Annotated in this window: 23 protein-coding genes and 1 other RNA gene; 9 read left to right on the forward strand and 15 right to left on the reverse strand. The window is 50.9% G+C overall.

The genetic code is table 11. The features are described from left to right. The first annotated feature begins 17 nt into the window (after positions 1 to 17). A complete protein-coding gene (gene rsmI, locus OGV85_RS18325) occupies positions 18 to 881 on the forward strand; it encodes a 16S rRNA (cytidine(1402)-2'-O)-methyltransferase (protein WP_003024942.1) in 864 nt (287 codons plus the stop codon). 55 nt (positions 882 to 936) lie between these two features. Here rsmI and kbaY read toward each other — a convergent pair whose 3' ends face one another. The 8 genes from kbaY to kbaZ all read right to left on the reverse strand — a co-directional run bounded on the left by kbaY (position 937) and on the right by kbaZ (position 8,314). After that, the gene (gene kbaY, locus OGV85_RS18330; RefSeq protein ID WP_003024936.1) at positions 937 to 1,818 is read right to left on the reverse strand and encodes a tagatose-bisphosphate aldolase subunit KbaY; all 882 of its coding nucleotides are present in this window, start codon (positions 1,816 to 1,818) and stop codon (positions 937 to 939) included. A 12-nt stretch (positions 1,819 to 1,830) separates the two neighbouring features. Continuing rightward, a complete protein-coding gene (locus tag OGV85_RS18335) occupies positions 1,831 to 2,985 on the reverse strand; it encodes an AgaS family sugar isomerase (RefSeq protein WP_003839993.1) in 1,155 nt (384 codons plus the stop codon). 301 nt (positions 2,986 to 3,286) lie between these two features. Further along, on the reverse strand, positions 3,287 to 4,420 hold the full coding sequence (nagA, locus tag OGV85_RS18340; protein ID WP_286553812.1) for an N-acetylglucosamine-6-phosphate deacetylase: 1,134 nt from the start codon (positions 4,418 to 4,420) through the stop codon (positions 3,287 to 3,289). Beyond that, positions 4,417 to 4,851 carry a PTS galactosamine/N-acetylgalactosamine transporter subunit IIA gene (gene agaF, locus OGV85_RS18345; RefSeq protein WP_003024930.1) on the reverse strand — a complete coding sequence of 145 codons (435 nt, stop codon included), beginning with the start codon at positions 4,849 to 4,851 and terminating at the stop codon, positions 4,417 to 4,419. The genes nagA and agaF overlap by 4 nt, the downstream gene beginning before the upstream one ends. Positions 4,852 to 4,867: 16 nt before the next feature. After that, entirely contained in the window at positions 4,868 to 5,746 is an 879-nt protein-coding gene (gene agaE / locus OGV85_RS18350; protein WP_003024929.1) for a PTS N-acetylgalactosamine transporter subunit IID, read from the reverse strand. Beyond that, the gene (gene agaW, locus OGV85_RS18355) at positions 5,736 to 6,515 is read right to left on the reverse strand and encodes a PTS N-acetylgalactosamine transporter subunit IIC (protein ID WP_003839998.1); all 780 of its coding nucleotides are present in this window, start codon (positions 6,513 to 6,515) and stop codon (positions 5,736 to 5,738) included. Before agaW ends, agaE begins: the two co-directional genes overlap by 11 nt. A 10-nt stretch (positions 6,516 to 6,525) precedes the next feature. Continuing rightward, positions 6,526 to 6,999 carry a PTS N-acetylgalactosamine transporter subunit IIB gene (gene agaV / locus OGV85_RS18360; RefSeq protein WP_003024925.1) on the reverse strand — a complete coding sequence of 158 codons (474 nt, stop codon included), beginning with the start codon at positions 6,997 to 6,999 and terminating at the stop codon, positions 6,526 to 6,528. 19 nt (positions 7,000 to 7,018) lie between these two features. Further along, positions 7,019 to 8,314: a tagatose-bisphosphate aldolase subunit KbaZ gene (gene kbaZ, locus OGV85_RS18365; protein ID WP_008320556.1), complete on the reverse strand. Its 1,296-nt coding sequence runs from the start codon at positions 8,312 to 8,314 to the stop codon at positions 7,019 to 7,021. Between the two features lie 249 nt (positions 8,315 to 8,563). Here kbaZ and OGV85_RS18370 point away from each other — a divergent pair, with 249 nt between their 5' ends. Both OGV85_RS18370 and agaR read left to right on the forward strand, forming a co-directional pair. Next, complete coding sequence (locus tag OGV85_RS18370) at positions 8,564 to 9,370, forward strand: DeoR family transcriptional regulator (protein ID WP_061548596.1); 807 nt, start codon at positions 8,564 to 8,566, stop codon at positions 9,368 to 9,370. A 324-nt stretch (positions 9,371 to 9,694) separates the two neighbouring features. Further along, the gene (gene agaR, locus OGV85_RS18375; RefSeq protein ID WP_003024920.1) at positions 9,695 to 10,465 is read left to right on the forward strand and encodes a transcriptional repressor AgaR; all 771 of its coding nucleotides are present in this window, start codon (positions 9,695 to 9,697) and stop codon (positions 10,463 to 10,465) included. A gap of 37 nt (positions 10,466 to 10,502) precedes the next feature. On the opposite strand, the gene OGV85_RS18380 is transcribed toward agaR, so the two are convergent. The 7 genes from OGV85_RS18380 to garD all read right to left on the reverse strand — a co-directional run bounded on the left by OGV85_RS18380 (position 10,503) and on the right by garD (position 18,897). Beyond that, positions 10,503 to 11,423, reverse strand: a complete 921-nt coding sequence (locus OGV85_RS18380) for an ROK family protein (protein WP_003844861.1) — start codon at positions 11,421 to 11,423, stop codon at positions 10,503 to 10,505. 18 nt (positions 11,424 to 11,441) lie between these two features. Continuing rightward, positions 11,442 to 12,698: a Gfo/Idh/MocA family protein gene (locus tag OGV85_RS18385; RefSeq protein ID WP_003840006.1), complete on the reverse strand. Its 1,257-nt coding sequence runs from the start codon at positions 12,696 to 12,698 to the stop codon at positions 11,442 to 11,444. A gap of 36 nt (positions 12,699 to 12,734) precedes the next feature. Beyond that, positions 12,735 to 13,841, reverse strand: a complete 1,107-nt coding sequence (locus OGV85_RS18390) for an ABC transporter ATP-binding protein (protein ID WP_003024911.1) — start codon at positions 13,839 to 13,841, stop codon at positions 12,735 to 12,737. An 11-nt stretch (positions 13,842 to 13,852) separates the two neighbouring features. Then, the gene (locus OGV85_RS18395) at positions 13,853 to 14,677 is read right to left on the reverse strand and encodes a carbohydrate ABC transporter permease (protein WP_003024907.1); all 825 of its coding nucleotides are present in this window, start codon (positions 14,675 to 14,677) and stop codon (positions 13,853 to 13,855) included. Between the two features lie 10 nt (positions 14,678 to 14,687). Continuing rightward, positions 14,688 to 15,632, reverse strand: a complete 945-nt coding sequence (locus OGV85_RS18400; RefSeq protein WP_003840012.1) for a carbohydrate ABC transporter permease — start codon at positions 15,630 to 15,632, stop codon at positions 14,688 to 14,690. Positions 15,633 to 15,710: 78 nt separating this feature from the next. Further along, complete coding sequence (locus tag OGV85_RS18405) at positions 15,711 to 16,970, reverse strand: ABC transporter substrate-binding protein (protein ID WP_286553814.1); 1,260 nt, start codon at positions 16,968 to 16,970, stop codon at positions 15,711 to 15,713. A 355-nt stretch (positions 16,971 to 17,325) separates the two neighbouring features. Beyond that, on the reverse strand, positions 17,326 to 18,897 hold the full coding sequence (garD, locus tag OGV85_RS18410) for a galactarate dehydratase (protein ID WP_044714482.1): 1,572 nt from the start codon (positions 18,895 to 18,897) through the stop codon (positions 17,326 to 17,328). A gap of 402 nt (positions 18,898 to 19,299) precedes the next feature. Between garD and garP the strand changes: the two genes are divergently transcribed. The 6 genes from garP to OGV85_RS18440 form a co-directional block, all read left to right on the forward strand. Continuing rightward, positions 19,300 to 20,634: a galactarate/glucarate/glycerate transporter GarP gene (gene garP, locus OGV85_RS18415; RefSeq protein WP_003024898.1), complete on the forward strand. Its 1,335-nt coding sequence runs from the start codon at positions 19,300 to 19,302 to the stop codon at positions 20,632 to 20,634. 15 nt (positions 20,635 to 20,649) lie between these two features. Then, complete coding sequence (gene garL, locus OGV85_RS18420; protein ID WP_003840018.1) at positions 20,650 to 21,420, forward strand: 2-dehydro-3-deoxyglucarate aldolase; 771 nt, start codon at positions 20,650 to 20,652, stop codon at positions 21,418 to 21,420. Positions 21,421 to 21,452: 32 nt separating this feature from the next. Continuing rightward, positions 21,453 to 22,343, forward strand: a complete 891-nt coding sequence (gene garR / locus OGV85_RS18425; protein WP_003024889.1) for a 2-hydroxy-3-oxopropionate reductase — start codon at positions 21,453 to 21,455, stop codon at positions 22,341 to 22,343. Positions 22,344 to 22,408: 65 nt separating this feature from the next. After that, the gene (garK, locus tag OGV85_RS18430) at positions 22,409 to 23,554 is read left to right on the forward strand and encodes a glycerate 2-kinase (RefSeq protein ID WP_003024885.1); all 1,146 of its coding nucleotides are present in this window, start codon (positions 22,409 to 22,411) and stop codon (positions 23,552 to 23,554) included. Between the two features lie 32 nt (positions 23,555 to 23,586). Continuing rightward, positions 23,587 to 23,963, forward strand: an RNA gene (rnpB, locus tag OGV85_RS18435) — RNase P RNA component class A. 315 nt (positions 23,964 to 24,278) lie between these two features. Further along, a partial coding sequence (locus OGV85_RS18440) for a transposase (protein WP_286553816.1) occupies positions 24,279 to 24,621 on the forward strand: 343 nt, incomplete at its 3' end.

Consider the following 24,621-nt stretch of genomic DNA (forward strand, 5'->3'; position numbering starts at 1 on the left):
GCAATACGGACGACACAATGAAACAACACGAATCGGCGGATAATTCTCAAGGCCAACTCTTTATTGTACCTACTCCTATAGGAAATTTGGCTGATATTACCCAACGAGCGCTCGAAGTTTTACAAGCCGTTGATTTGATTGCCGCTGAAGACACTCGTCATACAGGATTATTGTTACAACATTTCGCGATTAACGCCCGTTTGTTCGCGTTACACGATCACAATGAGCAACAAAAAGCGGAAACGCTGGTGGCGAAACTCAAAGAAGGGCAAAACATTGCGCTGGTTTCCGATGCCGGAACGCCGCTGATTAACGATCCTGGCTACCATCTGGTGCGCACCTGTCGCGAAGCGGGGATCCGCGTTGTTCCTCTGCCGGGCCCTTGCGCGGCGATTGCTGCCCTAAGCGCTGCTGGTTTGCCTTCAGACCGCTTTTGCTATGAAGGTTTTCTGCCTGCCAAATCGAAAGGGCGTCGTGATGCGATGAAAGCCATTGAGGCAGAGCCGCGTACGCTTATTTTTTATGAATCTACCCACCGCTTGCTGGATAGCCTGGAAGACATGGTTGCCGTCTGGGGCGAATCCCGTTACGTGGTGCTGGCGCGCGAGCTGACCAAAACCTGGGAAACCATTCACGGCGCACCGGTCGGCGAACTGCTTGCGTGGGTCAAGGAAGATGAAAACCGTCGTAAAGGTGAAATGGTGCTGATTGTCGAAGGGCATAAAGCGCAGGAAGACGATCTCCCTGCCGATGCGCTGCGTACGTTGGCTTTATTACAGGCAGAACTGCCGCTGAAAAAGGCCGCCGCGCTGGCCGCTGAAATCCACGGCGTGAAAAAGAATGCGCTGTATAAGCACGCACTGGAACAACAGGGAGAGTAAGCCCGATTGTTGATGGCCAAACCGACAAGGGTATGGCCATAAGCTAACACAGAGCTTAAGACTGAGCGGCAGTTTCACTGATTAATAAGCGGTTTGCTGACCCGCATACAGTGATTTTACTTCGCACGACTTCTTTCATCGCATCCATACCGACCCGCATGTAATAGCGAGGATCGTTGCCCTGCGGATTCTCCGCAAACCACGCCTTGACCGCATCGGCAAAAGCGATTTTCAGTTCAGTAGCGACGTTAACTTTGCACACGCCAAGCTCGATCGTGCGGCGGACGTATTCGTCAGGAACATCGCTTGCGCCATGTAGTACCAGCGGAATATCCACCACTTCACGAATTTCACCCAGCCGTTGGAAATCGATTTTGGGCGTTTTGGTATACAACCCGTGTGCAGTGCCGATGGCTACGGCAAGGCTGTCTACGCCGGTACGCTCAACAAACTGTTTGGCTTCTTGTGGATCGGTAAGGAAGGCGCTTTCCGCATCCACGCTCATATCATCTTCTACGCCACCGAGGCGGCCCAGCTCAGCTTCCACGCTGCAATCTTTGGCATGGCAAAAATCCACAACGGATTTCACCAGCTTCACGTTTTCTTCAAACGGAAAGTGACTGCCGTCGATCATTGCGCTGCGCACTCCTGCATTCACTTTACGACGGATATCGTCCAGCGACTCATGGTGATCGAGGTGCAGCGCCAGCGGTATACCGTAGCTGGTGGAATAAGCGCTGCACAGCGCGTAGATCTCTTCCAGCGCGATATGCTTAAAGGTGCCCGGTGTTCCGGCAAGGATCACCGGCGATTGCATTTCATAGCACACCTCAAGGATCGCCTGGATCGTCTCGGCGTTATGAATGTTAAAGGCGGGTACGGCATAACCCTTTTTTTGGGCATCCAGCAGGAGGTATTTCGTGGAAATAATGCTCATAAAACGATCCTTTTAGGCGTTCCAGGGATGAATAACAACGCCCTGTACAACGCGGTTCACAGTGCCGCTGGCAGAAGGCGTATCCGGTGTATTGCCGATATTGATGGATTGCGTCAAAGCAAAGACCTGGGCGTAGATCAGGAAGCAGAATGCCAATTCCATATCGATGAAAGAGCGTGCTGGTGGCAGCAGAATATGTGGGCCAGCTTCAATCGCCTCATGGGTTTGTGCGGCAATCGCGACAACCCGCAATGCCTGCCGATCGCGGCGTAACTCTGCCAGCAGATCGAGATCGTATTGACGTGTATAGGGATGGCTGGAAACAAAGACCACTACCAGCGTTTCGTTATCAACCAGCGACTTTGGACCGTGACGAAAGCCTGTAGGGGAGTCATAGAATGCGGCCAGTTTGCCTGCTGTCAGTTCCAGGACTTTCAGTGCCGATTCCCGCGCTGCTCCCTGTAATCCACCGCTACCGAGGTAAACGATCCGTTTCCAGGGTTCATTGCCAAATACGCCGTCGCTGAAATCACCCAGTGAAGTCAGAATCGCCTGGCACCGATCGGCCACGTCGCGGAAGGTCTGACTGTTGATTTTTTCCGGGGCGAATACTGCCAGGCAGCTGGCCATCATGGTGGTAATGCTGCTGGTCATGGCGAAACCACGGTCATGTGTCTCTGCGGGCATCAACAGAGCAAAGGCATTGTCGCTTGCGACTGCATTTTGATAGAGGCTACCTGCTTCGTTGCAGGTGATTGGCAGGTGATAGCACTCAGGTACAAACTGATTAGCCAGTTCCACTGCCGCAACACTTTCAGGGCTGTTTCCTGAGCGAGCGAAAGAAATGAGCAGCAGCGGATGTGCGGGATTCAGGTAATCCATCGGATTAGTGACCAGATCGGTGGTTGGCACAGCGCTGATGTTTTTACCGGTATAGCTTGCCAGCCAGGGGGCGATGATGTCGCCAATGAATGCTGATGTTCCGGCCCCAGTCAGTATGATCCGCAGATCGTTTTTGCGCAGTAATGGTGCGAGAAAGCTGTCAATGGCAGAGCGAATGTTGTCGATATTCGTAAGGGAACGGATCCAACTGGCAGGTTGTTGACGGATCTCTTCTTCGGTCCAGGTGCCCGTTACCGCGGTAACAGGGGTATAGGTTTCTGGCATAACTTAAGTCCTTAGTCTTGTAAATTCCACATAAGACGCTGGCAAGAATGTCGCTATCTTTCGTTTCGTTTCACTTGTTCATCTTGTCGATTGATTCAAATCTATATGAAAGAAATCGAAAGAGCAATGATCCAAAATGAAATAAAACGAAATTTGTGATCGTGAGAACGAAAGGAATGATTATCTTATTGATCTATAAGAAGTACGCTTGTTGTATGATGGTTAGGTATTTACTCAAGCGAAAGGAAAAGAAAGGCCTTGCGATCGAAGATCGCAGGCCAACACGAGACAAAATGAAAGGTCAAAGGGGGAGAGCCTGACCCTGAATCCAGATCTGTTGTAAATGCAGCCCGCTATTAAGCGCGATCGCGTCGGCACGTTTTCCCACTGCTAACGATCCCAGGTGGCGATCGATACCCAACAGACGTGCGGGGTGGAGAGAGGCCATATGAATTGCCTCTTCTGCCGTTATCCCGGTGAGCTCGACCATATTACGTACGGCGGCATCAACTGAGAGCGTGCTACCAGCCAGACCACCGGAAGCGGTACGCACAATACCACTGTGCATTTCCACTTCCTCACCGCAGAGCGTATAGCGCCCGTCTGGCATTCCTGCAGCCTGCATGGCATCGGTGATCAGCACCAGCCTGTCTTTGGCGCAACAGCAGCAGAGCTTCATGGCCGCTGGGTGAACATGGTGTCCGTCAGCGATAAGTTCCAGCCAGGCGCGAGGGTCGGTTAACCCTGCGCCAACCATTCCTGGCTCCCGATGATGTAAGCCGGTCATACCGTTATAGCAGTGCACCAGTCCGTCAGCACCGGCGTCAAAGGCCGTGCGGGTTTGTTCCCAGGTAGCAGCGCTGTGTCCCAGCATCACCCGTACGTTGTGCTGCTTCAGATGTTCGATGGCCTGTAATGCACCGGGTTTTTCTGGTGCCAGCGCAACGACGCGCAATGTTTGCTGGGAAATCGCAATCAGTTCATCCAGTTCACTGAGTTCCAGTTCCCTGAAAAGCTCAGGCGGGTGCGCCCCTTTATTCTGCGGCGTAAAGTACGGGCCTTCAAGATAACTGCCCAGCACCTGTGCGCCGGGCCCTCCGGAATGATAACGATGGGCGATACGCTCAAGCGCCTTGCGAATATCTGGTAGTAGAGCGGTGACGGTAGTGGGTAGCCAGTTGGCTACCCCTTCACGTGCTTTGTGCATCGCCAGTTTGTCGAGCGTATCCGGTGCTTCATCCATCACATCGACGCCCGCACCGCCGTGCACGTGGATATCAATGTAAGCCGGACAAAGCAGCTCTGCATCGTGGACCATAACGCCGGAGGGGATTGGCTCTATTTCTGCAATGATGCCGTCTTCAATGTGTATTTGATGATCGTCCAGCCAGCCCCGTTCGGTCAGTAGACGTCTGGCGCGAAGTAGCTGTCTCATATCCCTTCCTCAACGGGCTTTTCCTCACGACAGCGTCCCAGTTCGTCCACCAGGCTAGTTAAACCACGATGCCCGCACTCCAGCGCCTGCAAGCGAAATGCTTCGCTGGTCAGGCCATCGCGCTCCAGCACCATTTCCAGCAGTAGTTGCAGATTAGTGCCAGTGATCACCTCGGTGCCTTGCCTTTGCATGGCCAGGGTGGAAGCGACGCGAAATGGTGTCCCGCCTAACAGGTCTGTCAGAAACACGATGTCTTGCTGCGCATCCAGTTCACTCACCGCCTGTTCAAGCTGCGATGTGAGTAAGGCGGTGGTTGAGGTTTCCGGAAAGTCGATGGCGATGAACTGTGATTGTTCACCCAGAATCTGTTTCATCGCTTTTTCCATTCCGCTGGCAAACCCGCCATGACCCGTCAAAATAATACCTAACATCTACAACCCCTTATGTTTACAGGAAGTGACAGAACTTACCTACGACGCCGAGCACCACGGTAATGGCGATAAGGCGCAGAGGACTCCAGCCACGGCGGACCAGCCAGAACATGGTTAATGTGTAGACCAGCGGTAAAAAAGCAGGCATCAGCTTGTCTATCACATCTGTTTGCAGTTTCACCACTGCATCGCCAGCAGTGATTTCCAGCGTAGTGCTCAGGCGAACATAGGTCGCTACCAGCGCGCCGATCACCGTCATCCCAACGATGGATGCCGCATGTCCAACCTTTTTGGTGTTAGCTTTAATCAGCGGGATGGCAGCAACGCCCATTCGATAAGCATAGTGTGCCAGCCCAAAGCGCAGACCAAGATGAACCACGTTGAACATAACAATAAAGACAACAGCGCCAAGAATAGAGCCTTGCAGCGCCAGGCTGGCCCCGATACCGCCGCAAATAGGCAGTAACGTTAACCAGAACATGGCATCACCGATACCGCCAAGTGGTGCACCCACGGCAATCTTGGTGCTTTGAATACTGTTCACATCCTGCTTGGAGCGTTCCATCGCCAGGATAATCCCGATAACAAACGTGACCAAGAATGGGTGCGTGTTGAAGAAGCCCATATGGCCTTTCATCGAACGCGCCAGATCGCGCTTATTGGTGTGGATCTTTTTCAGAGCAGGTAACAGGCCGTACAGCCATCCTGATGCCTGCATACGTTCGTAGTTAAAAGAGGCCTGCAACAGCATTGAACGCCAGGCAACACGGTTGATATCTTTTTTCGTCAGCTCGGCACCGATATTCTGGTCTTCGTAGACGTTTTCATTGGTGCCGGACAGCAGCGTTTCTTCGGTTTCGGAAACGTTCGGCAGAGCCGTTTGATTAGATGCCATCTTCGAATTCCTCTTTTTGTGCTGCGGGAGCTGTAGGTTCAGGTGATTTACGCAGAAAATCGATCAGCGCCATTGCCAGTGCTGCGGCGGCGATTGCCAGCACAGGGAGTTTGAGCCAGGCTGCGGCGACAAAACCCAGGATGAAGTAGGGGATATAGACGTTTTTCATCATGATTTTCAGCAGTACGGCGAAGCCGATAGCTGGCATGATGCCGCCTGCCACGCCGAGGCCGTCAATCAGACGCGTCGGCAGAACATCTATCGCGGTTTTGGCATGTTCCGCGCCAAAGTAAATTGGCAGGAACGCGCATAAAAAGTAGAAGGTCCCCAGCGCGAGCAACGCCAGATAGTTGACCCGCTCAATCCCGGCTGTATCGGCATTCGCTGCCATGCGATCGCAGCGAGCCATCACCCCGGACATCACAGAGAACAGGAAGGTAATCCCCATCTGTACTGCTACGGCGAACGGTACCGCCACACCTACGGCAACTTCAGGTTTCACTCCGGTCGTTATGGCAAACGTGGTTCCCACGATAGTGCCGATAATCACGTTTGGCGGCTGAGCTCCTGCCAGTGGGGCCAGACCCATCCACACCAGTTCCAGCGTACCACCTGTTAAAATACCGGTATGCAGATCGCCCAGAATCAGGCCGACCAGCGGCCCGAGAACAACTGGGCGGTGCATGTGCGTTAACCCGTTGAACATATCCAGGCCTGCAATAAAGGCGAGAATACCCAACGCAAAAGCCTGCAACAGACTGATTTCCATTGTGAATCCCTCAGAGAAGTTTATAGAGGTCCTGGGCGGGTTCTGTTGGAACGCCCTGAACGAAGCATTCCACTCCAGCGGCTTTGAGCCCGTTGAACGCCGTAATATCGGCAGCGTCTACAGAAACCGTTTTGGCGATTTGTTGTTTGCCGTTGGCGTAGTGCATATTGCCAACGTTGATACGGTTAACAGGAACACCGCCTTCGACCAGACGGAAGAAATCCGCAGGCGATTTGCAGACCAGCAGAATTTTCTGGCGATCGGCGGCACGGTGAATATTGTCGATCACTTTTTGTAGTGACCAGAAGCGTACGGCGATCCCTTCTGCCAGTACCATTTCCATCAGGTTTTGCTGCACTGGATCTTCAGCCACCTCATCATTAGCGACCAGCACCAGGTTTGCCCCCGCAAACCCGACCCATTGCACACCAACCTGACCGTGAATCAGACGTTCATCAATGCGACTTAATACAATGTTTGGCATGGTATTTTTCTCTTTTTTGTTATGCGTTACGAGCTGGAGCACCCAAGCAGGCGCAGTGATATTGCTGCAGTATGTCCTGAATATGGTTAATGATGAGTTCTCGCGGCGTGGCGCTGAGATCTCCCTCGCGCACTTTTACGTACTGCAAGGGTAAATACTGGCTAATCAGCGGCAGTGGAATGGGGTCATCCGCCAGGTTACGTACCAGACGTTCGAATGCCTCATCAATCTGGCTGTCCGGCCAGTAGTAACGAACACGATCGGAGTAGCTGTATCCGCGAGCCAGACGGCGTGCGTTGCCATCACCGTGATAGTGGCTCTGCCAGTACTCTGGGCGATCAAGCATCACGCTTTCCAGCACATGTCGTAGGCCTGAACAAGCTTTTGCAGGCAGTAATTCTTCTTCAATCGCGGCCAGTGAAAACAGTGCTTCACGCAGAGCGAAGGTCAACGCAGGTCCCACTTTCAGGATAGCGAAGTGATCTATCACCAGTTGGCGCAAGGACTGTGGCGTTTGGTAATCGGTAGAATGCGCTTCAAACACGAGTGTGTCGTAGTCTTCCACCATTTTGCTGAGTGCCACAGCTTTCTGTGGTTGATAATCAATGATGTGTGTGTGGTCGAATTCAACGCCAGGTTGCACCACCAGGGCGATAATACGCGGCCAGATACCTTCCAGACCGTGCTTTTCAAAGGCGTGATAGTGAGCCTGAAGCGTTGCGCGTGCGGCATCGGGCGTTGTTACCGCCAGGTCGGTTAACGTTTCGTGAGCGCCACCTGGAACCGGCACTTCTGTGCCAATCACATAGACCAGGTCAGACTCGCCAAAATGTGCCATACAGGTTTCTTCGGCGACTTTTGCCAGACGTGCGGCGCGCTCAGCGACAATTTCATCCGTCAGTGGAACCGGGTCGTTAGCACAAGACATGCTGCAATCGAGGTGGATTTTTTTAAAGCCTGCGGCGACATAGCTCTTGATCAGATCGTCTGCATTGGCCATTGCCTGTTCCGCAGGCAGATTTTGCCAACGGTTTGGCCCGAGATGGTCTCCGCCGAGAATCAGCATATCCTGAGAAAAATCAAGCGAGTCGGCTAAACGGCAGACAAAACTGCGAAAATCGGCTGGTGTCATACCCGTATAGCCGCCAAACTGGTCAACCTGATTAGAGGTTGCTTCGATCAACAGCGGTGTATGGTTTGCATGGGCGTAGCGTATTGCGGCTTCCAATACGATTGGATGCGCGGAACAAACGGCATAAATCCCGTTTGCCTTCCCCCGTTTATGCTGCTCGACCATTTTAGTTAGATGTTTCACTTTCCTCTCCAGGTCAGATTACTGCGACATCAATCTTTCGTTTTGTTTCATTTAATACTGCATCATGGTGTTATAAAAATAAAACGAAAGATAATAGTTTTCCGATCTGTTTCACAAAAGAAACACAATGAAAGGTTTCAGCGTAAGTTCGTCCGGCTCTTCCCTGCTTGCGGGGCTTGCATTCGCGCAAAAGAAAGGCGTTAATAGACAAAACGAAATAAAACGAAAGGTTTAACTAAAGGATTTCTTATGAGTAACACCGAGTCCTCTGCAGACAAGCGCGTTATTGGCACCAGCGAAAGACGTGAGCAGATCATCCAGCGGTTACGGCAGCAGGGAAGCGTTCAGGTTAACGATCTTTCCTTATTTTTTGGCGTCTCCACGGTCACTGTTCGCAACGACCTCGCCTTTCTGGAAAAGCAGGGGATTGCGGTACGTGCCTATGGCGGAGCGCTAATATGCGAGAGCAATGCGCCTGTTGTGGAGCCTTCTGTAGAAGATAAGAGTTCACTTAATACGGCAGTAAAACGCAGTATTGCCAGAGCCGCCGCAGAGTTAATTCAACCGGGACACCGCGTGATCCTTGACTCCGGCACCACGACCTATGAAATTGCCCGCCTGATGCGCCAGCATACTAATGTCATTGCTATGACCAACGGTATGAATGTCGCCAATGCGTTATTGGAAGCCGAAGGGGTTGAGCTGCTGATGACCGGCGGTCATTTGCGTCGTCAGTCACAATCGTTTTATGGCGATCAGGCTGAGCAGTCGCTACAAAATTATCACTTCGACATGCTGTTTCTTGGCGTTGATGCTATCGATTTAGAGCGTGGTGTTAGCACGCACAACGAAGATGAGGCGCGTCTCAACCGTCGGATGTGTGAAGTGGCTGAACGTATCATTGTCGTTACCGACTCGACGAAGTTTAACCGCTCCAGCCTGCATAAGATCATTGATACCCAGAGGATCCATACCATCATTGTTGATGAAGGCATCCCAGAGGAGAGCTTGCAGGAACTACGCCGCAGCGGTGTTGAAGTGATCATTGTTGAGTAGTCCCGCTCTAAAATTCAAAAATGTGATCCCTTTCAATTAAACAAAAACAAACCATAAGCGAGCTTTTTTAGTAGCTCGCTTTCGTTTTTTCGCATGCTTCCCGCCTCTTTCTCGCATCTTACCCATTTTGAGTCTTTTCATTTTTTCGGTTTTCTTCGTTTCGATTTGCTAAAACGAAAGAAAATAGTCAATTTTTGTTAAATTCAACGCTGGGCCAGTGCGCACAAATTCACCTTATTGCTTCTGATGTAATATATTCAAAAGAAAACGAAAGTGCTAAAGCGCTAAAACAAAACAACATGAATATTTGATGGAGCAATAGAAATGCTGGATAACTTAAGACGTCGCGAGCAAATAATTGATCTGCTATGCGATCAGGGTAGCGTTCGTGTCGAGCCACTGAGCGTCCATTTTGGTGTGTCATCGGTTACGATCCGCAACGACTTACGTTATCTGGAACAGAAGGGATGTGTCATGCGCTCCTACGGCGGGGCGGTTCTCAATCAGCACTTTGCCCTTGACCGGCCTTTGCAGGATAAGGACCGGCTGAATCGCGATGTGAAAACGCGTATTGCCGAAAAAGCGGCCAGCTTTGTGAAAGATGGTGACACGTTAATCCTCGATTCCGGTTCGACCACCACGCTCATTCCTCCTATGTTAAAAAATCGCCGCGATCTGGTGGTGATGACCAATGCGCTCAACATTGCATGGGAACTGGCGAATTTTGAGCGCGTAGACGTCATGATTCTGGGAGGGAATGTCAGGCAAAGCGTCTATTCATTGTATGGCCCTTCAGCAGAACACCAGCTTAGACAATACCGGTTTGATAAGCTTTTCTTAGGCGTTGACGGATTCTGCCTGGAAGCGGGTATTACCACGCCACATCCGGGAGAAGCACATCTGAATCAGGTAATGTGTGAAGTTGCGCAGGAGGTCACGGTGGTCGCTGACTCCAGCAAGTTTGGCCGCAAAAGTTTCTGTATGATTAGCGAAATCAGCGGGATTGACCGGGTGATTACCGACAGCGGGATCCCAGAAAATTATCACCGGACGTTAATCCAGCTTGGGGTGGATGTGGTGATTGCGGATGAATAACTGAAATTGCTGGCGAGATTCCCCCGCCAGCAGTTTTTTAATGGGTCTGCGTACCCTGTTCAACCAGCAGCAATGCGGCACCACGAACCCCGCTGGATGCGCCATGGATGGCCGGGAATACGCGGGCAGGTTCTAATCCCGGGAACAAATAACGTGACATGGCCTGCGGCAGCAACGTATAAATTTCTTCGATGTTGGAAACCCCACCGCCGAGAACAAAAGCATCGACATCCAGAATCAACTGCAATTGCGCCAGCGTACAACCCAACATATCAATCCATGCTTCCATGGTAGTAACGGCGCTGGCATTGCCATGACGATAATGCTCCAGCAGGGTCTCCATTTTGAGTTGTTCTCCGCTGAAGTGTTTGTGGAGCCACAGTAAACCGGGGCCGGATTGATAGCGTTCCAGACACCCTTGTAAGCCACAACCGCACTTCAGTTCCGGTAAATGATAGCGGCGCATAAACGTTGCTGGAAGCGGTAAATGGCCAAACTCACTGGCCATCCGGTTGCGACCCCGATACAACTGACCGTCAATGACTAATCCTCCGCCCATGCCGGTGCCAATGATGGCACCAAAAATTCTGGAGAACTGGCGAGCCTGCTGGGTATGAGCTTCCGAGAGTGCAAAACAGCAGCAGTCATTGTCCAGCTCAACCGAACGATTGAGGCGGTTAGCTAAATCGTTCATCACCTGACGTCCGGTCAGGCAGGGCACGTTAGATGACAGTAATTTTCCGGTATGTCTGTCCATGAGACCGGGCATGCCGATGCCAATTTTTCCTTGCGTTCCCGTCGCCCAGTCGGCGGTATCAATAAGTGAAGTAAAGGTCGAAAGAAAGAGTTCATAATCCTGGACTGGCGTGGCGACGCGCTTGCGCCAGCAAACCTGCATTTCCTTATCAAAAGCGACAATTTCAGTTTTGGTTCCACCAATATCAACACCGTAAAACATGCCTCATCTCCTCCGGCTTCACAGCGTAACCAGACTGTTTTCCTTGCGAGCGCGTTCTGCGGCAAAGACCATTAAGTGACTTTCCAGTGACTCATCCGGGCCAGAAAGGATCATATTTTGATCGTTGGCCATCACTGCATGGATAAAGCGATCCATCAGGTAGTAATCGCCACCACCATGTCCCCCCATCTGTGTTTGTGTTCCAGCGGCGATCTCCTCGATCTGATGCACTGTTTCTTTGTCTGTCAGGAAATCAAACACCCGGATCTGCTCGCCATCACCTTCCAGATAACCTCTGGTGCCAAACAGGCGCGTTTTTCGATCTTCCATTTTGGTAAATGCGGTCATGGTAAAGGTCACCGTCTGCTGGTGGGCAAAACGTAAGTTAACAACCTGATGATCCACCACATCATTATCACAACGATAAACGCAGCGACCATAAGGCCCATCGCGCAGCGCCTGGCGGACATTTTCTTCGCTGGGATCTGCAGTCAGCACCCGACGGAAGTGAGGAGTGCATTTGTGGTTTTCACCCAGATAAATTTTGCAGGCAGACCAGGGGCAGGTTGCTTCAACCTGACAATCAAGGCAGCGGTCGGCGGCGCCAGCAGGCTGATTCTCTTTCACAAAGTGGCTCAGGCTGCCAAATGATCCTACGTCCTTGCAGTTGTCGCCCATGATGTAGCGGATCCAGTCCAAATCATGACAGGATTTCTGTAATAACATAAATGACGATTCTGCTTCATTGCGCCAGTTACCACGTACAAACGAGTGCGCCTGATGCCAGTAGCCTACGGGTTCGAGATGCTGCATGCTGACAATATCGCCAATTACGCCATCATCAAGCAGTGATTTCAGCTTTTGCGTATAGCGGGTGTACCGCAGGACGTGCGCGACGGCCAGTAATACGTTGTTGCGTTTAACCGCATCAATAATGATCCGGCAATCTTCTGGCGTAGGGGCGAGCGGTTTTTCCAGCAGAATGTGATAGCCGAGATTGGCAAACGCCACGGCAGGATCTTTGTGCATATTATCCTGCGTGCAAATAAGTACTACGTCGGCCATTTTGGGTTGGGCCGCAGCCTCTTGCCAGTCGCAAAATACGTTATTTGGGGCAATCTTATGCTGTGCGACAAACTGCTGGCGATACGCCTCTCTGGGCTCAGCAACGCCTACTACCTGCATTCTGTCTGGATGTTCAAGCGCATAGCGAGCATATATTTCTCCGCGCGCACCAGCCCCTACCACTAATACGGTCACTTTATTCGCACACATATAAACCTCTCATTTTTCACTTAGCCTGAATAACGGTCAGGCCAAATTTTCTTCATGTTTTTTATCAAACAAAAAGGCGGCTTCCAGATTAAATTTCACTTTGATAGATTCGCCGGGAAGAGGGGCCCAGTCGGGTGAGGAGTTAATACGTAAGATCATATGTTGCTCACCAATATCAAAATGCAGAAGGTCTTCGTTGCCCATCCTTTCTACGTTGGTAATGTGCGCATCGAACGCAGAGACGTCATGCTGCGAGGCTAACTGAATGGCCTCTGACCGGATGCCGAACCAGACGCTGGAGTGCGGATATTGCTCCAGTAGGTTACTCAAGCGTGTATTTAATGGCAGGATTAAATTATCAGCCAGGCGCAGACCACGAGTACCGGGTTCAATATCAAGCAGCATAATATTCATTGCCGGATTACCAATAAAACCAGCAACAAATTTATTCCTGGGGTGATGGTAGATATTTCCTGGGGTATCCACCTGCATAATACGACCGCCATTAAGAACGCAAATCCTGTCTCCCATCGTCATCGCTTCAATCTGATCGTGCGTGACGTACACCATGGTTGCGCTCACGCCTTCGTGACGCAGTTGTCGATGCAGTTCTGTCAGCCGCACGCGCATTGAAACACGCAGCTTTGCATCCAGGTTGGAAAGCGGCTCATCAAACAAAAAAACGTCTGGCTTACGCACGATGGCCCTGCCAACGGCAACGCGCTGACATTGACCGCCCGAAAGTTGGCCGGGCTTTTTATCGAGTAATGTCTCTATTTCCAGCTTGTGTGCAGCTTCCCGTACGCGGATATCAATCTCTTCTTTGCTCATTTTCCCTAACAGACTGAATGCCATATTTTTATAAATCGTCATGTGGGGATAGAGGGCATAATTCTGGAAGACCATGGCAACGCCTCGCTCCTTTGGTAGCAGGTCGTTGACGCACTTCTCTCCGATTGCGATATGACCATGAGTGATATCTTCCAGACCTGCAATCATGCGCAGCAGCGTTGATTTGGCGCAGCCTGATGGCCCGACAAACACCATGAATTCGCCATCGTGGATTTCAAGATCAACGCCATGGATCGCCTGGAAGCCATTGGGATAGACTTTGCTTACTGCCTGTAATTGAATACCTGACATAACACTGCCCCTTATCCTTTAATTCCGGCACCAGCGATGCCGCGAATAAAATAGCGCTGGAAGAAGATATAAAGTAACAACATCGGGATAATCGCCAGCAATGCGCCCGCCATTAACATCGGATATTCCACGCCTGAGCGTCCGGAAAGTGAGGCTAACCCCACCGGTAATGTCATTTTATCCATGGAGGTGTTGACGATCAGCGGCCACATTAAGTTATTCCAGCTCCACAATCCGTTAATAATGACGCAGGCAATCAGCCCTGGTTTAATTAATGGCAGCATAATTTTGAAGAAAATAGTCAGATGGTTATACCCATCCATAATGGCTGCCTCTTCCAGTTCTTTAGGTACTGACAGAAAAAACTGACGCAATAAAAAGGCGCTATATATGCTGAATAAACCCGGTAGCACCAGTCCAGGAATTGAGTTCAGCAAACCGATTTTTTCAACGGTTAAAAACTGTGGGATTAAAAAGATCTGACCGGGCACCATCAGAATTGAAATACACAGCATAAACAGGACATCTCGCCCTTTAAAACGCAGTCGGGAGAAACCGTACGCTGCCATTGCCGCAATCAGCGTCTGCAAAATGACGATGACCAGCGTGGAGACGATCGAGTTAAAGTAAAAGCTGCCAAAAGGCATTTCATGCAAGATTTTACCGTAAGCCTGAAACCCTGGGTTGGCAGGTAGCAGGATCGGCGGAAAGGCGATGCTTTCTGCCTGGGTTTTAAAAGAGGTGATGATCATCCAGATGAAGGGAACCACAGTTACCAGCGTCGCGAGGATCATCAAGCCGTAAATTAGCCATTTTTCACGTTTAGTCATGAACATCGTGGTTGCCTCACTGTGCTTTAAGTCGTTTACCAATCCATATTTGCAGCAGCGTCAGGACCATCGTGATAACGAAAATCACCACGGCGATCGCTGAGGCATACCCTTTTTCATGGTAGATAAAGGCGTATTTATAGAAGAGATAGGCGATAGTCATCGTCTGATCGTCCACCATGGATGAACTGCCAAACAGCAGATAAACCACATCGAAAATTTGCAGCGTTTCGATAAAAGAGATCACCAGTACGAAAAACAGCGTGGGGATCATTAGCGGTAAGGTAATAGACCAGAATCCACGCAATTTGCTGATGCCATCCAGCGACATCGCTTCATAAATTTGTTTGGGGATCCCCTGCAATCCAGCGAGCAGAATGATCATCTTTAGCGCAATAGCCGACCAGATGATAACCAACGAGGCGCTCAGGCGGACGACATCGGGATCGGATAACCAACCGATGGCCGGAAGATCGAAAAAGGCCAGGATCTGATTAATTAAGCCGAAGTTTCGGTTCATCAACCACTGCCAGACCATAGCAATGGCCGCAGGCATAGTGACAGCGGGCAGAAATAACAGCGTGCGAAACAACCACTGACCGCGAATCGCCTGATTCAGGCCAATTGCGAGCAGTAATGACAAAACGGTGATTATCGGTACGCAAATAAAAACATAGGCCAAGGTGTTATATATTGCTGAACGAAACTCATCATCGCTGAATAAATTAATATAGTTATCTAAGCTGATCGTCGTCCAGATCTGAAACTCGCCCAGGTCGGTGAAACTATAAAAAACGTTCTGGAAGAATGGAGTAAAGTAAAAAACAATTAATCCCGCCAGTAACGGCATAATCATTATCCATCCCCAGAAGCGTTCTTCTTTTTCCAGCTTGGTCAGGGATTTTTTTTGCGCCTCTCTGGCCGGTAATTGTGGGGATGCAGCTTCATCTGAATAGCTCATACAGACTCCGGGATGCTCACTGTGCAACCAAAATATATTGCGCGGGCGAAAGCGAGAGGGAGCATGGCTCCCTCAGGATTATTTCTGCATTTCTCGTTCAACGCGTTTAGCAACACCAGGTATGACTTTCTCTGGGTCAGTACCCGTCCACACTTTTTTCAAGCCATCATTCAGGATGCTATTCCACTTAGCGGTATTGGAGCCTGCGGTTGGATATTTATGTGAGAAAGCCAACGAATCGATATAGGCTGAAACATCAATATCCTTAAAGCCTTCAGCCCACTCTTTGGCCACTTTTTGGTTAGCCGGGATCACGACTTTTCCCGTAGCCAGAGTCTGCTGCGCATGCTCAGAGCTCATGAATTCAATGAACTTCCACGCCGCATCTTTATGCTGACTTTTGGCTGACATAGCAAATGCCAGACTATGGGATACACCTGCCTGCTCTGCCATTTTTGGCATTGGCACTACGCCGATGTGATCCTTAATCAGCTCATTTTGAGAGAAGGGTAATGCCCACCATGAGCCTGCGTAGACCATGGCTACCCGGTTTGACTGGAAGACGTCTGAGGCTTCCATCTCGCCTGGCGGTTGGATTAGTCCCGCGTTCAGCATGCCTTGAACATCGCGATAGACGGCGATAGCTTTGTCATTGGCAACATCCGTTTTGCCCTCAGGTAGTACAATCTTATCCCCGGCCTGTAATAGCAGGTTAAAGTAACTATCCTGTCCGCTGCTGAATTCCATTGCCAGTGGATAAGACAGTTTATCCAGCCCTTTACGTAACTGATCTGATTTTTGTTTTAGATCGTTCCACGTCCAGTTTTTATCGGGATAACTCACACCAGCCTGATCGAACACTTTTTTGTTGTACCAGACGGCAATTGCATCAATATCCCTTGGGATGGCATATTGTTGCGACTGGTATTGGTAGGCATCGACTGAGCTTTTAACAAAATCATCCAGTTTCGGCGCTGATTTATCTTTCAGATAATTACTCAGTGGTTCCAGCATGCCATTTTTCACATATTGCTGGAAATTAGGCATGTTCATCCAGAATACATCCGGTGCTACATTTCCACCGACTGCTGAACTGAGTTTGATAAAATATTGGTCATAAGGAGTTAGTTCAATTTCGACCTTAATTCCGGGGTTGTCTTTTTCAAATTCATTAACGAGCTGTTGTTCGCCAGGGAGTTGATTACGGTCCCATAACGTGTAGCGTAATTTAACAGGCTTTGCGTCCGACTGGCCTTCAGCACTCGCGAAGACAGGAGTTGCCAGTAAACAGGAAATAAGACAAGCCAATGCGACATTATTTTTATTCAGGGTATACATAACTTCCCTCTTTATTCAGGTCAGAATGCTTATGAGGTAAATTACAGGAGCCTATGAATAATCTGTTTTACACCGGAGAAAGTCAAAGCAGTAAAAAAGAGGGGATTATCGCATTAAAACAAGCTCGTCTTTCGGTAGGTTTCTCTTTTATCAAAACGAAAATATAACGTAAAACAATGGTGGTATTATTTCTTTTAATTTCATGTCGTTAGGTTCATTTGGTAGGTTTGAATCGAAAAAAATAGATGTTTAAAAAAACCTCTTAAAATGCGAACGTTATCACTTTATTTGTTGAAGCATCGACATCAAAAACGGGGACAAATCCCCGTTTTTTCGTTGGCTTTCGTTTCGATAATCAGGTCACTGGCGCCGGGTTAAACACCGCCAGCTGGTTATGCAGTCCCCACTGATCTGAGAAGGTTTTCTTACGTCCGCTGGCGACGTCGAGAATAAACTCGAACAGTTTCAGACCCACGTCTTCAATGGTTTCTTCTCCGGTAGCGATGGTGCCGGCGTTGATGTCCATCAGGTCAAACCAACGATTGGCCAGCTCCGTGCGTGTCGCCATTTTAATCACCGGCACGGCCATCAGGCCATACGGCGTACCACGACCGGTGGTAAAGACTTGTACTGTGATCCCGGAAGCAACCTGTTGCGTACCGCAGACAAAATCGCTGGCGGGGGTGGCAGCGTAAATCAGGCCACGTTTGGTTGGACGCTGGCCCGGCGACAAGACTTCGACAATCGCGCTCTTGCCCGACTTCGCAATAGAACCCAGCGCTTTTTCTACCACGTTTGCCAGACCGCCTTTTTTGTTGCCCGGTGATGGGTTGGCGCTCCGGTCCGTTTTGCCCATGTCCAGGTAGTTGTCGTACCAGGCCATCTCCTCGAGCAGGCGTTTACCCACCTCTTCGTTAATCGCGCGCGGGGTCAGAAGGTGGATGGCATCGCGCACTTCAGTTACTTCGGAGAACATCACTGTCGCGCCGCAGCGTACTAACAGGTCGGAGGCATAACCTACCGCTGGGTTGGCCGTCACGCCGGAAAACGCATCGCTGCCGCCGCACTGCATGCCGACCACCAGTTCTGATGCCGGGCAGGTTTCACGCTGGCGCTGATTGAGCTTTGCCAGATGGCGTTCGGCCACTTGCAAAATATCGGCAACCATCGATTGAAAGCCGACGTGTTTTTCATCCTGCAGGCTGACGATGCTGGCGCTGTCGACCGGAATGCTTTTTACATCGTGGGTACCTTCCAGCAGGCGCTCTGGCTGCAGTTTTTCACAGCCGAGGCCAATGACCATTACCTCACCGCCAAAGTTAGGGTTCAGCGCAATATTATGAATAGTTCGAATGGGCACGATGGCGGCTGGAGCGTTAATCGCCACGCCGCAACCGTACAGATGATTGAGCCCCACCACACCGTCAACATTCGGGTATTTGGGCAGCAGATCGCGTTCAATGATTTTCACCACATAGTCCACCACGCCCGCCACGCAGTGCACGCTGGTGGAGATGCCGAGCAGGTTCTTGGTGCCAACGCTACCGTCAGCATTGCGGTAACCTTCGAAGGTATAACCCTCGAGAGGCGGCAGCGGCTCAGGCACTTTAGTTGCCAGCGGTAGCGTCTCCAGCGGCGGAGCCTTGGGCAGCTCAACCATTGATTCATCAATCCAGCTGCCGCGTGGGATATCGCGAACGGCATAGCCTATCACTTCGCCATAACGCACGATTTCGCCATGAACAGGAATATCCACGAGCGCCACTTTATGACCCTGGGGAATATGTTCAACAAGTTCCAGTCCGTCCGGAAAACGCGTTCCGGCTTTCAGACCATTGTCATTGACAATTATCGCCACATTATCTGTTTCGTGAACTTTAATATAAAACGCCGTTGGCGATTCTTGTCTAATTTCGATGTCGGCCATTGTCCAGTATTCTCCAACAAGTGGTGATAATAGTGTGGATATTTATATTTTGAATCTCATTGTCAGTAATAAAGATTCGGTATCGTGAAATAAGAATGTCAGGAGTTTATCGTGAAGAATGTGACAATGATCACTTAAACTCAGCAAGACCGCGCCAGCAGGGGGAGCAATACGTAAATGTGTGGATTAGCGCCCATGCATGTGTGCATATGCCCAAAACATTAATTTAATAACGCATATTTAATGAGCGCTTGCACAATGATTAACGTTGCGCTGCTGATTATACTAAATCACGGTTTCATTGCGTCTGATAAATTATTATACGTTTTTATTATCGGTAATTTATCACCAGGGATATCTGCCAAATAATAATAAAACTTTTATGTGCCCGAGGTAATTAGAATGATACTGGATACAGTTGTCGAGAAAAAGAAAGGTACGCACACCCGTTACTTAATATTGCTAATAATATTTATTGTTACCGCCGTTAACTACGCGGACCGTGCCACGCTATCTATTGCCGGCACGGAAGTGGCGAAAGAGTTGCAGCTCAGTGCCATTTCAATGGGTTACATTTTCTCCGCCTTCGGTTGGGCTTACCTGTTGATGCAAATCCCTGGCGGCTGGCTGCTGGATAAGTTCGGTTCGAAGAAAGTCTACACTTACAGTCTGTTCTTCTGGTCGCTGTTCACCTTTCTGCAGGGTTTTGTCGATATGTTCCCGCTGGCCTGGGCGGGTATTTCAATGTTCATCATGCGTTTCATGCTGGGCTTCTCGGAAGCGCCGTCCTTCCCAGCGAACGCCCGTATTGTGGCCGCCTGGTTTCCGACGAAAGAGCGCGGTACGGCATCCGCGATTTTTAACTCCGCACAATATTTCTCCCTGGCGCTGTTTTCGCCGCTGCTGGGCTGGCTGACCTTTGCCTGGGGCTGGGAGCACGTCTTTACCGTGATGGGCGTGATCGGTTTTGTGCTCACCGGCCTGTGGGTAAAGTTTATTCATAACCCAACCGATCACCCGCGTATGTCGCAGGAAGAGCTGAAGTTTATCTCTGAAAACGGCGCGGTCGTGGATATGGACCATAAAAAGCCCGGCGATGTGAAATCAGGTGGTCCTAAACTGCATTATATCAAGCAGTTGCTGACCAACCGCATGATGCTTGGCGTGTTCTTCGGACAGTATTTTATCAACACTATCACCTGGTTTTTCCTTACCTGGTTCCCGATTTACCTGGTACAGGAAAAAGGCATGTCGATCCTGAAAGTCGGTCTGGTGGCGTCGATTCCTGCGCTGTGCGGATTTGCCGGTGGCGTGCTCGGCGGTGTGTTCTCTGATTATCTGATTAAACGTGGCTTCAGCATCACCCTGGCACGTAAGCTGCCGATTGTGCTCGGAATGTTGCTCGCGTCGACCATTATTCTGTGTAACTACACCGATAACACCACTCTGGTGGTTGCGCTGATGGCGCTGGCGTTCTTCGGCAAAGGCTTCGGCGCGCTGGGTTGGCCGGTGATCTCCGATACTGCACCGAAAGAAATCGTCGGTCTGTGCGGTGGGGTATTTAACGTATTTGGCAACGTAGCCTCTATCGTCACCCCGCTGGTGATTGGTTATCTGGTGAGCGAGCTGCACTCATTTAATGCTGCGCTGATGTTTGTAGGGTGTTCGGCGCTGATGGCAATGGTTTGCTACCTGTTTATTGTCGGTGACATTAAACGTATGGAATTGCAGAAATAAACAAAGGTATAGGCGATGAATAACACGATTTTCCCGAATAAGTTTAAAGCGGCCCTCGCGGCGCAACAGATTCAGATTGGCTGCTGGTCTGCATTGGCCAGCCCAATCAGTACCGAAGTTTTAGGCCTGGCGGGTTTTGACTGGCTGGTACTGGATGGCGAACACGCGCCGAACGATATCTCGACGTTTATCCCACAATTGATGGCGCTGAAAGGCAGCGCCAGCGCGCCGGTCGTACGCGTGCCGACCAACGAGCCGGTGATTATCAAGCGCCTGCTGGATATTGGGTTTTACAACTTCCTGATCCCGTTCGTTGAGACACAAGAAGAGGCGGTGAACGCTGTGGCGTCGACCCGCTATCCGCCGGAAGGTATTCGCGGCGTGTCCGTCTCCCATCGCGCCAATATGTTTGGCACCGTACCGGACTACTTTGCGCAATCGAATAAGAACATCACCATCATCGTGCAGATCGAAAGTCAGCAGGGTGTTGATAACGTTGACGCCATCGCGGCGACCGAAGGCGTAGACGGTGTCTTCGTCGGCCCAAGCGATCTGGCTGCGGCGCTAGGCCACCTCGGCAATGCGTCACATCCTGATGTGCAGAAAGCTATCCAGCACATTTTTGCCCGCGCGAAAGCACATGGCAAACCAAGCGGAATTCTGGCGCCGGTAGAGGCGGATGCGCGTCGTTATCTGGAGTGGGGCGCGACCTTTGTTGCTGTTGGCAGCGACCTTGGCGTGTTCCGTTCAGCCACGCAGAAACTGGCTGATTCTTTTAAGAAATAACCACCATCGACAGTAGAGAGAGAGATAAAGACATGACAATGAAAGTTGGTTTTATTGGCCTCGGTATCATGGGTAAACCAATGAGTAAAAACCTCCTCAAGGCAGGTTACTCGTTGGTGGTTGCTGACCGTAACCCGGAATCCATTGCGGAAGTCATTGCCGCTGGTGCAGAAACCGCCGCCACGGCGAAAGATATTGCTGAGCAGTGCGACGTGATCATCACCATGCTGCCGAACTCGCCGCATGTTAAGGAAGTGGCGCTGGGTGAAGGCGGAATTATTGAAGGTGCGAAACCGGGCACTGTGCTGATCGACATGAGCTCCATTGCACCGTTGGCCAGCCGTGAAATTAGCGAGGCGCTGAAAGCGAAAGGCGTGGATATGCTGGATGCGCCGGTCAGCGGCGGCGAGCCAAAAGCGATTGATGGTACGTTGTCGGTGATGGTTGGCGGTGATAAAGCGATTTTCGACAAGTACTACGATTTGCTGAAAGCGATGGCTGGTTCAGTGGTACATACCGGTGACATTGGCGCGGGTAACGTCACTAAGCTGGCGAACCAGGTGATTGTGGCGCTGAACATTGCGGCGATGTCTGAAGCGCTGACGCTGGCGACCAAAGCGGGTGTGAATCCGGATCTGGTGTATCAGGCGATCCGTGGCGGACTGGCGGGAAGCACCGTGCTGGATGCGAAAGCGCCGATGGTCATGGACCGCAACTTTAAGCCGGGTTTCCGTATTGACCTGCATATCAAAGATCTGGCGAATGCGCTGGACACTTCTCATGGGGTCGGCGCGCAGTTGCCGCTGACTGCTGCAGTCATGGAGATGATGCAGGCGCTTCGCGCAGATGGGCTGGGCACCGCCGATCACAGCGCGCTCGCATGTTACTACGAAAAACTGGCGAAAGTGGAAGTCACACGCTAACAAGAAGGGCGCGGATGTGCGCCCTGTATTTCTTGCCTTGCGCGGCACAGTCAGGCTACATAACTATGAAAATCGTAATTGCCCCAGACTCTTATAAAGAAAGTCTATCTGCCACTGAGGTCGCTCAGGCAATAGAAAAAGGATTTCGGGAAATATTTCCCGATGCGCAATATGTTTCAGTTCCGGTGGCCGACGGCGGCGAAGGAACGGTCGAAGCCATGATTGCCGCCACGCAAGGGAGTGAATATTCCGCGTGGGTAACGGGCCCGCTGGGCGAAAAAGTGAATGCCTGCTGGGGCATGTCCGGAGATGGTAAAACTGCGTTTATCGAAATGGCGGCAGCCAGTGGTCTGGCGTTAGTACCTCCTGATAAGCGTAACCCGTTAGTCACCACGTCACGTGGTACCGGGGAATTGATTTTGCAGGCGCTGGATAGCGGGGCGCAGAGCATTATTATCGGCATTGGCGGTAGTGCAACCAACGATGGTGGCGCGGGTATGGTGCAGGCTCTGGGCGCGAAACTTTGCGACGCTAACGGGACAGAGATTGGCTACGGGGGCGGCAGTCTGATGAGCCTCAACAGCATCGACATTTCCGGTTTGGATCCGCGATTAAAAACCTGCTCCATTCGCGTGGCCTGCGATGTGACCAATCCGCTCACAGGTGATACTGGCGCTTCGCGCATCTTCGGCCCACAGAAAGGGGCGACGGAAGAACGCATTCTCGAACTGGACCGCAATCTTTCTCACTACGCCGACATCATTAAAAAATCGCTGCGGGTAGATGTGAAGGATGTTCCCGGGGCGGGGGCTGCCGGTGGTATGGGCGCCGCGTTAATGGCTTTTTTAGGCGCGGAGCTGCGCAGTGGGATAGAGATTGTGACTCAGGCCCTCAATCTGGAAGAGCATATTCACGACTGTACGCTGGTGGTGACCGGCGAAGGACGCATCGACAGCCAGAGTATTCACGGCAAAGTGCCGGTTGGCGTGGCGAATGTCGCGAAGAAATACCACAAACCGGTAATTGGTATTGGCGGCAGCCTGACGCGCGATGTGGAAGTGGTGCATCAATATGGTATCGATGCGGTGTTTAGCGTATTGACCAGCATCAGCACGCTGGAAGAGGCCTTCCGTGGGGCATTTGATAATATTTATCGCGCCTCAAGAAACATCGCTGCCACGTTAGCGATAGGAATGCGCAGTGCGGGGTGACATTACCCCACAAACCCTCTATACTGCGCGCCGAAGCTGACCAGACAGTCGCCGCTTCGTCGTCGTCCTCTTCGGGGGAGACGGGCGGAGGGGAGGAAAGTCCGGGCTCCATAGGGCAGGGTGCCAGGTAACGCCTGGGGGGGAAACCCACGACCAGTGCAACAGAGAGCAAACCGCCGATGGCCCACGTAAGTGGGATCAGGTAAGGGTGAAAGGGTGCGGTAAGAGCGCACCGCGCGGCTGGTAACAGTCCGTGGCACGGTAAACTCCACCCGGAGCAAGGCCAAATAGGGGTTCACAAGGTACGGCCCGTACTGAACCCGGGTAGGCTGCTTGAGCCAGTGAGCGATTGCTGGCCTAGATGAATGACTGTCCACGACAGAACCCGGCTTATCGGTCAGCTTCACTCTTTATAAAACCCCGCTTCGGCGGGGTTTTTGCTTTCCGGATAGGCCAGATGAGTGACTGTCCACGAGGCTATGCTCAAAAGAACGCGGCTTCTCGGTCAGCTTCACTCTTTATAAAACCCCGCTTCGGTGGGGTTTTTGCTTTCCGGATAGGCCAGATGAGTGACTGTCCACGAGGCTATGCTCAAAAGAACGCGGCTTCTCGGTCAGCTTCACTCTTTATAAAACCCCGCTTCGGTGGGGTTTGTAGTGGTTTACTGAATTTGGCCACCTGAACAGAGGTGATATGCTCACCTCAGAACATTACAGGTGCCTCAATGAAAAAAAGAAATTTCAGCGCAGAGTTTAAACGTGAATCCGCTCAACTGGTCCTTGATCAGAACTACACCGTTGCAGCTGCGGCCAGTGCTATGGATGTGGGTCTTTCTACCATGACGCGATGGGTAAAGCAGTTGCGGGATGAACGACAGGGCAAAATACCTAAAGCCTCCCCTATAACCCCGGAACAGATTGAAATACGTGAGCTGAAGAAAAAGCTACAACGCATTGAAATGGAAAACGACATATTAAAAAAGGCTACTGTAGATTCAATTGGTCAACGCAACAGTTATGTGAAAACATGGGGTTGCGGAGGTTTTTTGAATGAGACGAACATTTACA

Origin of the sequence: Citrobacter sp. Cf132 (genome assembly GCF_030333885.1) — a bacterium.
Lineage (GTDB): Bacteria > Pseudomonadota > Gammaproteobacteria > Enterobacterales > Enterobacteriaceae > Citrobacter > Citrobacter freundii.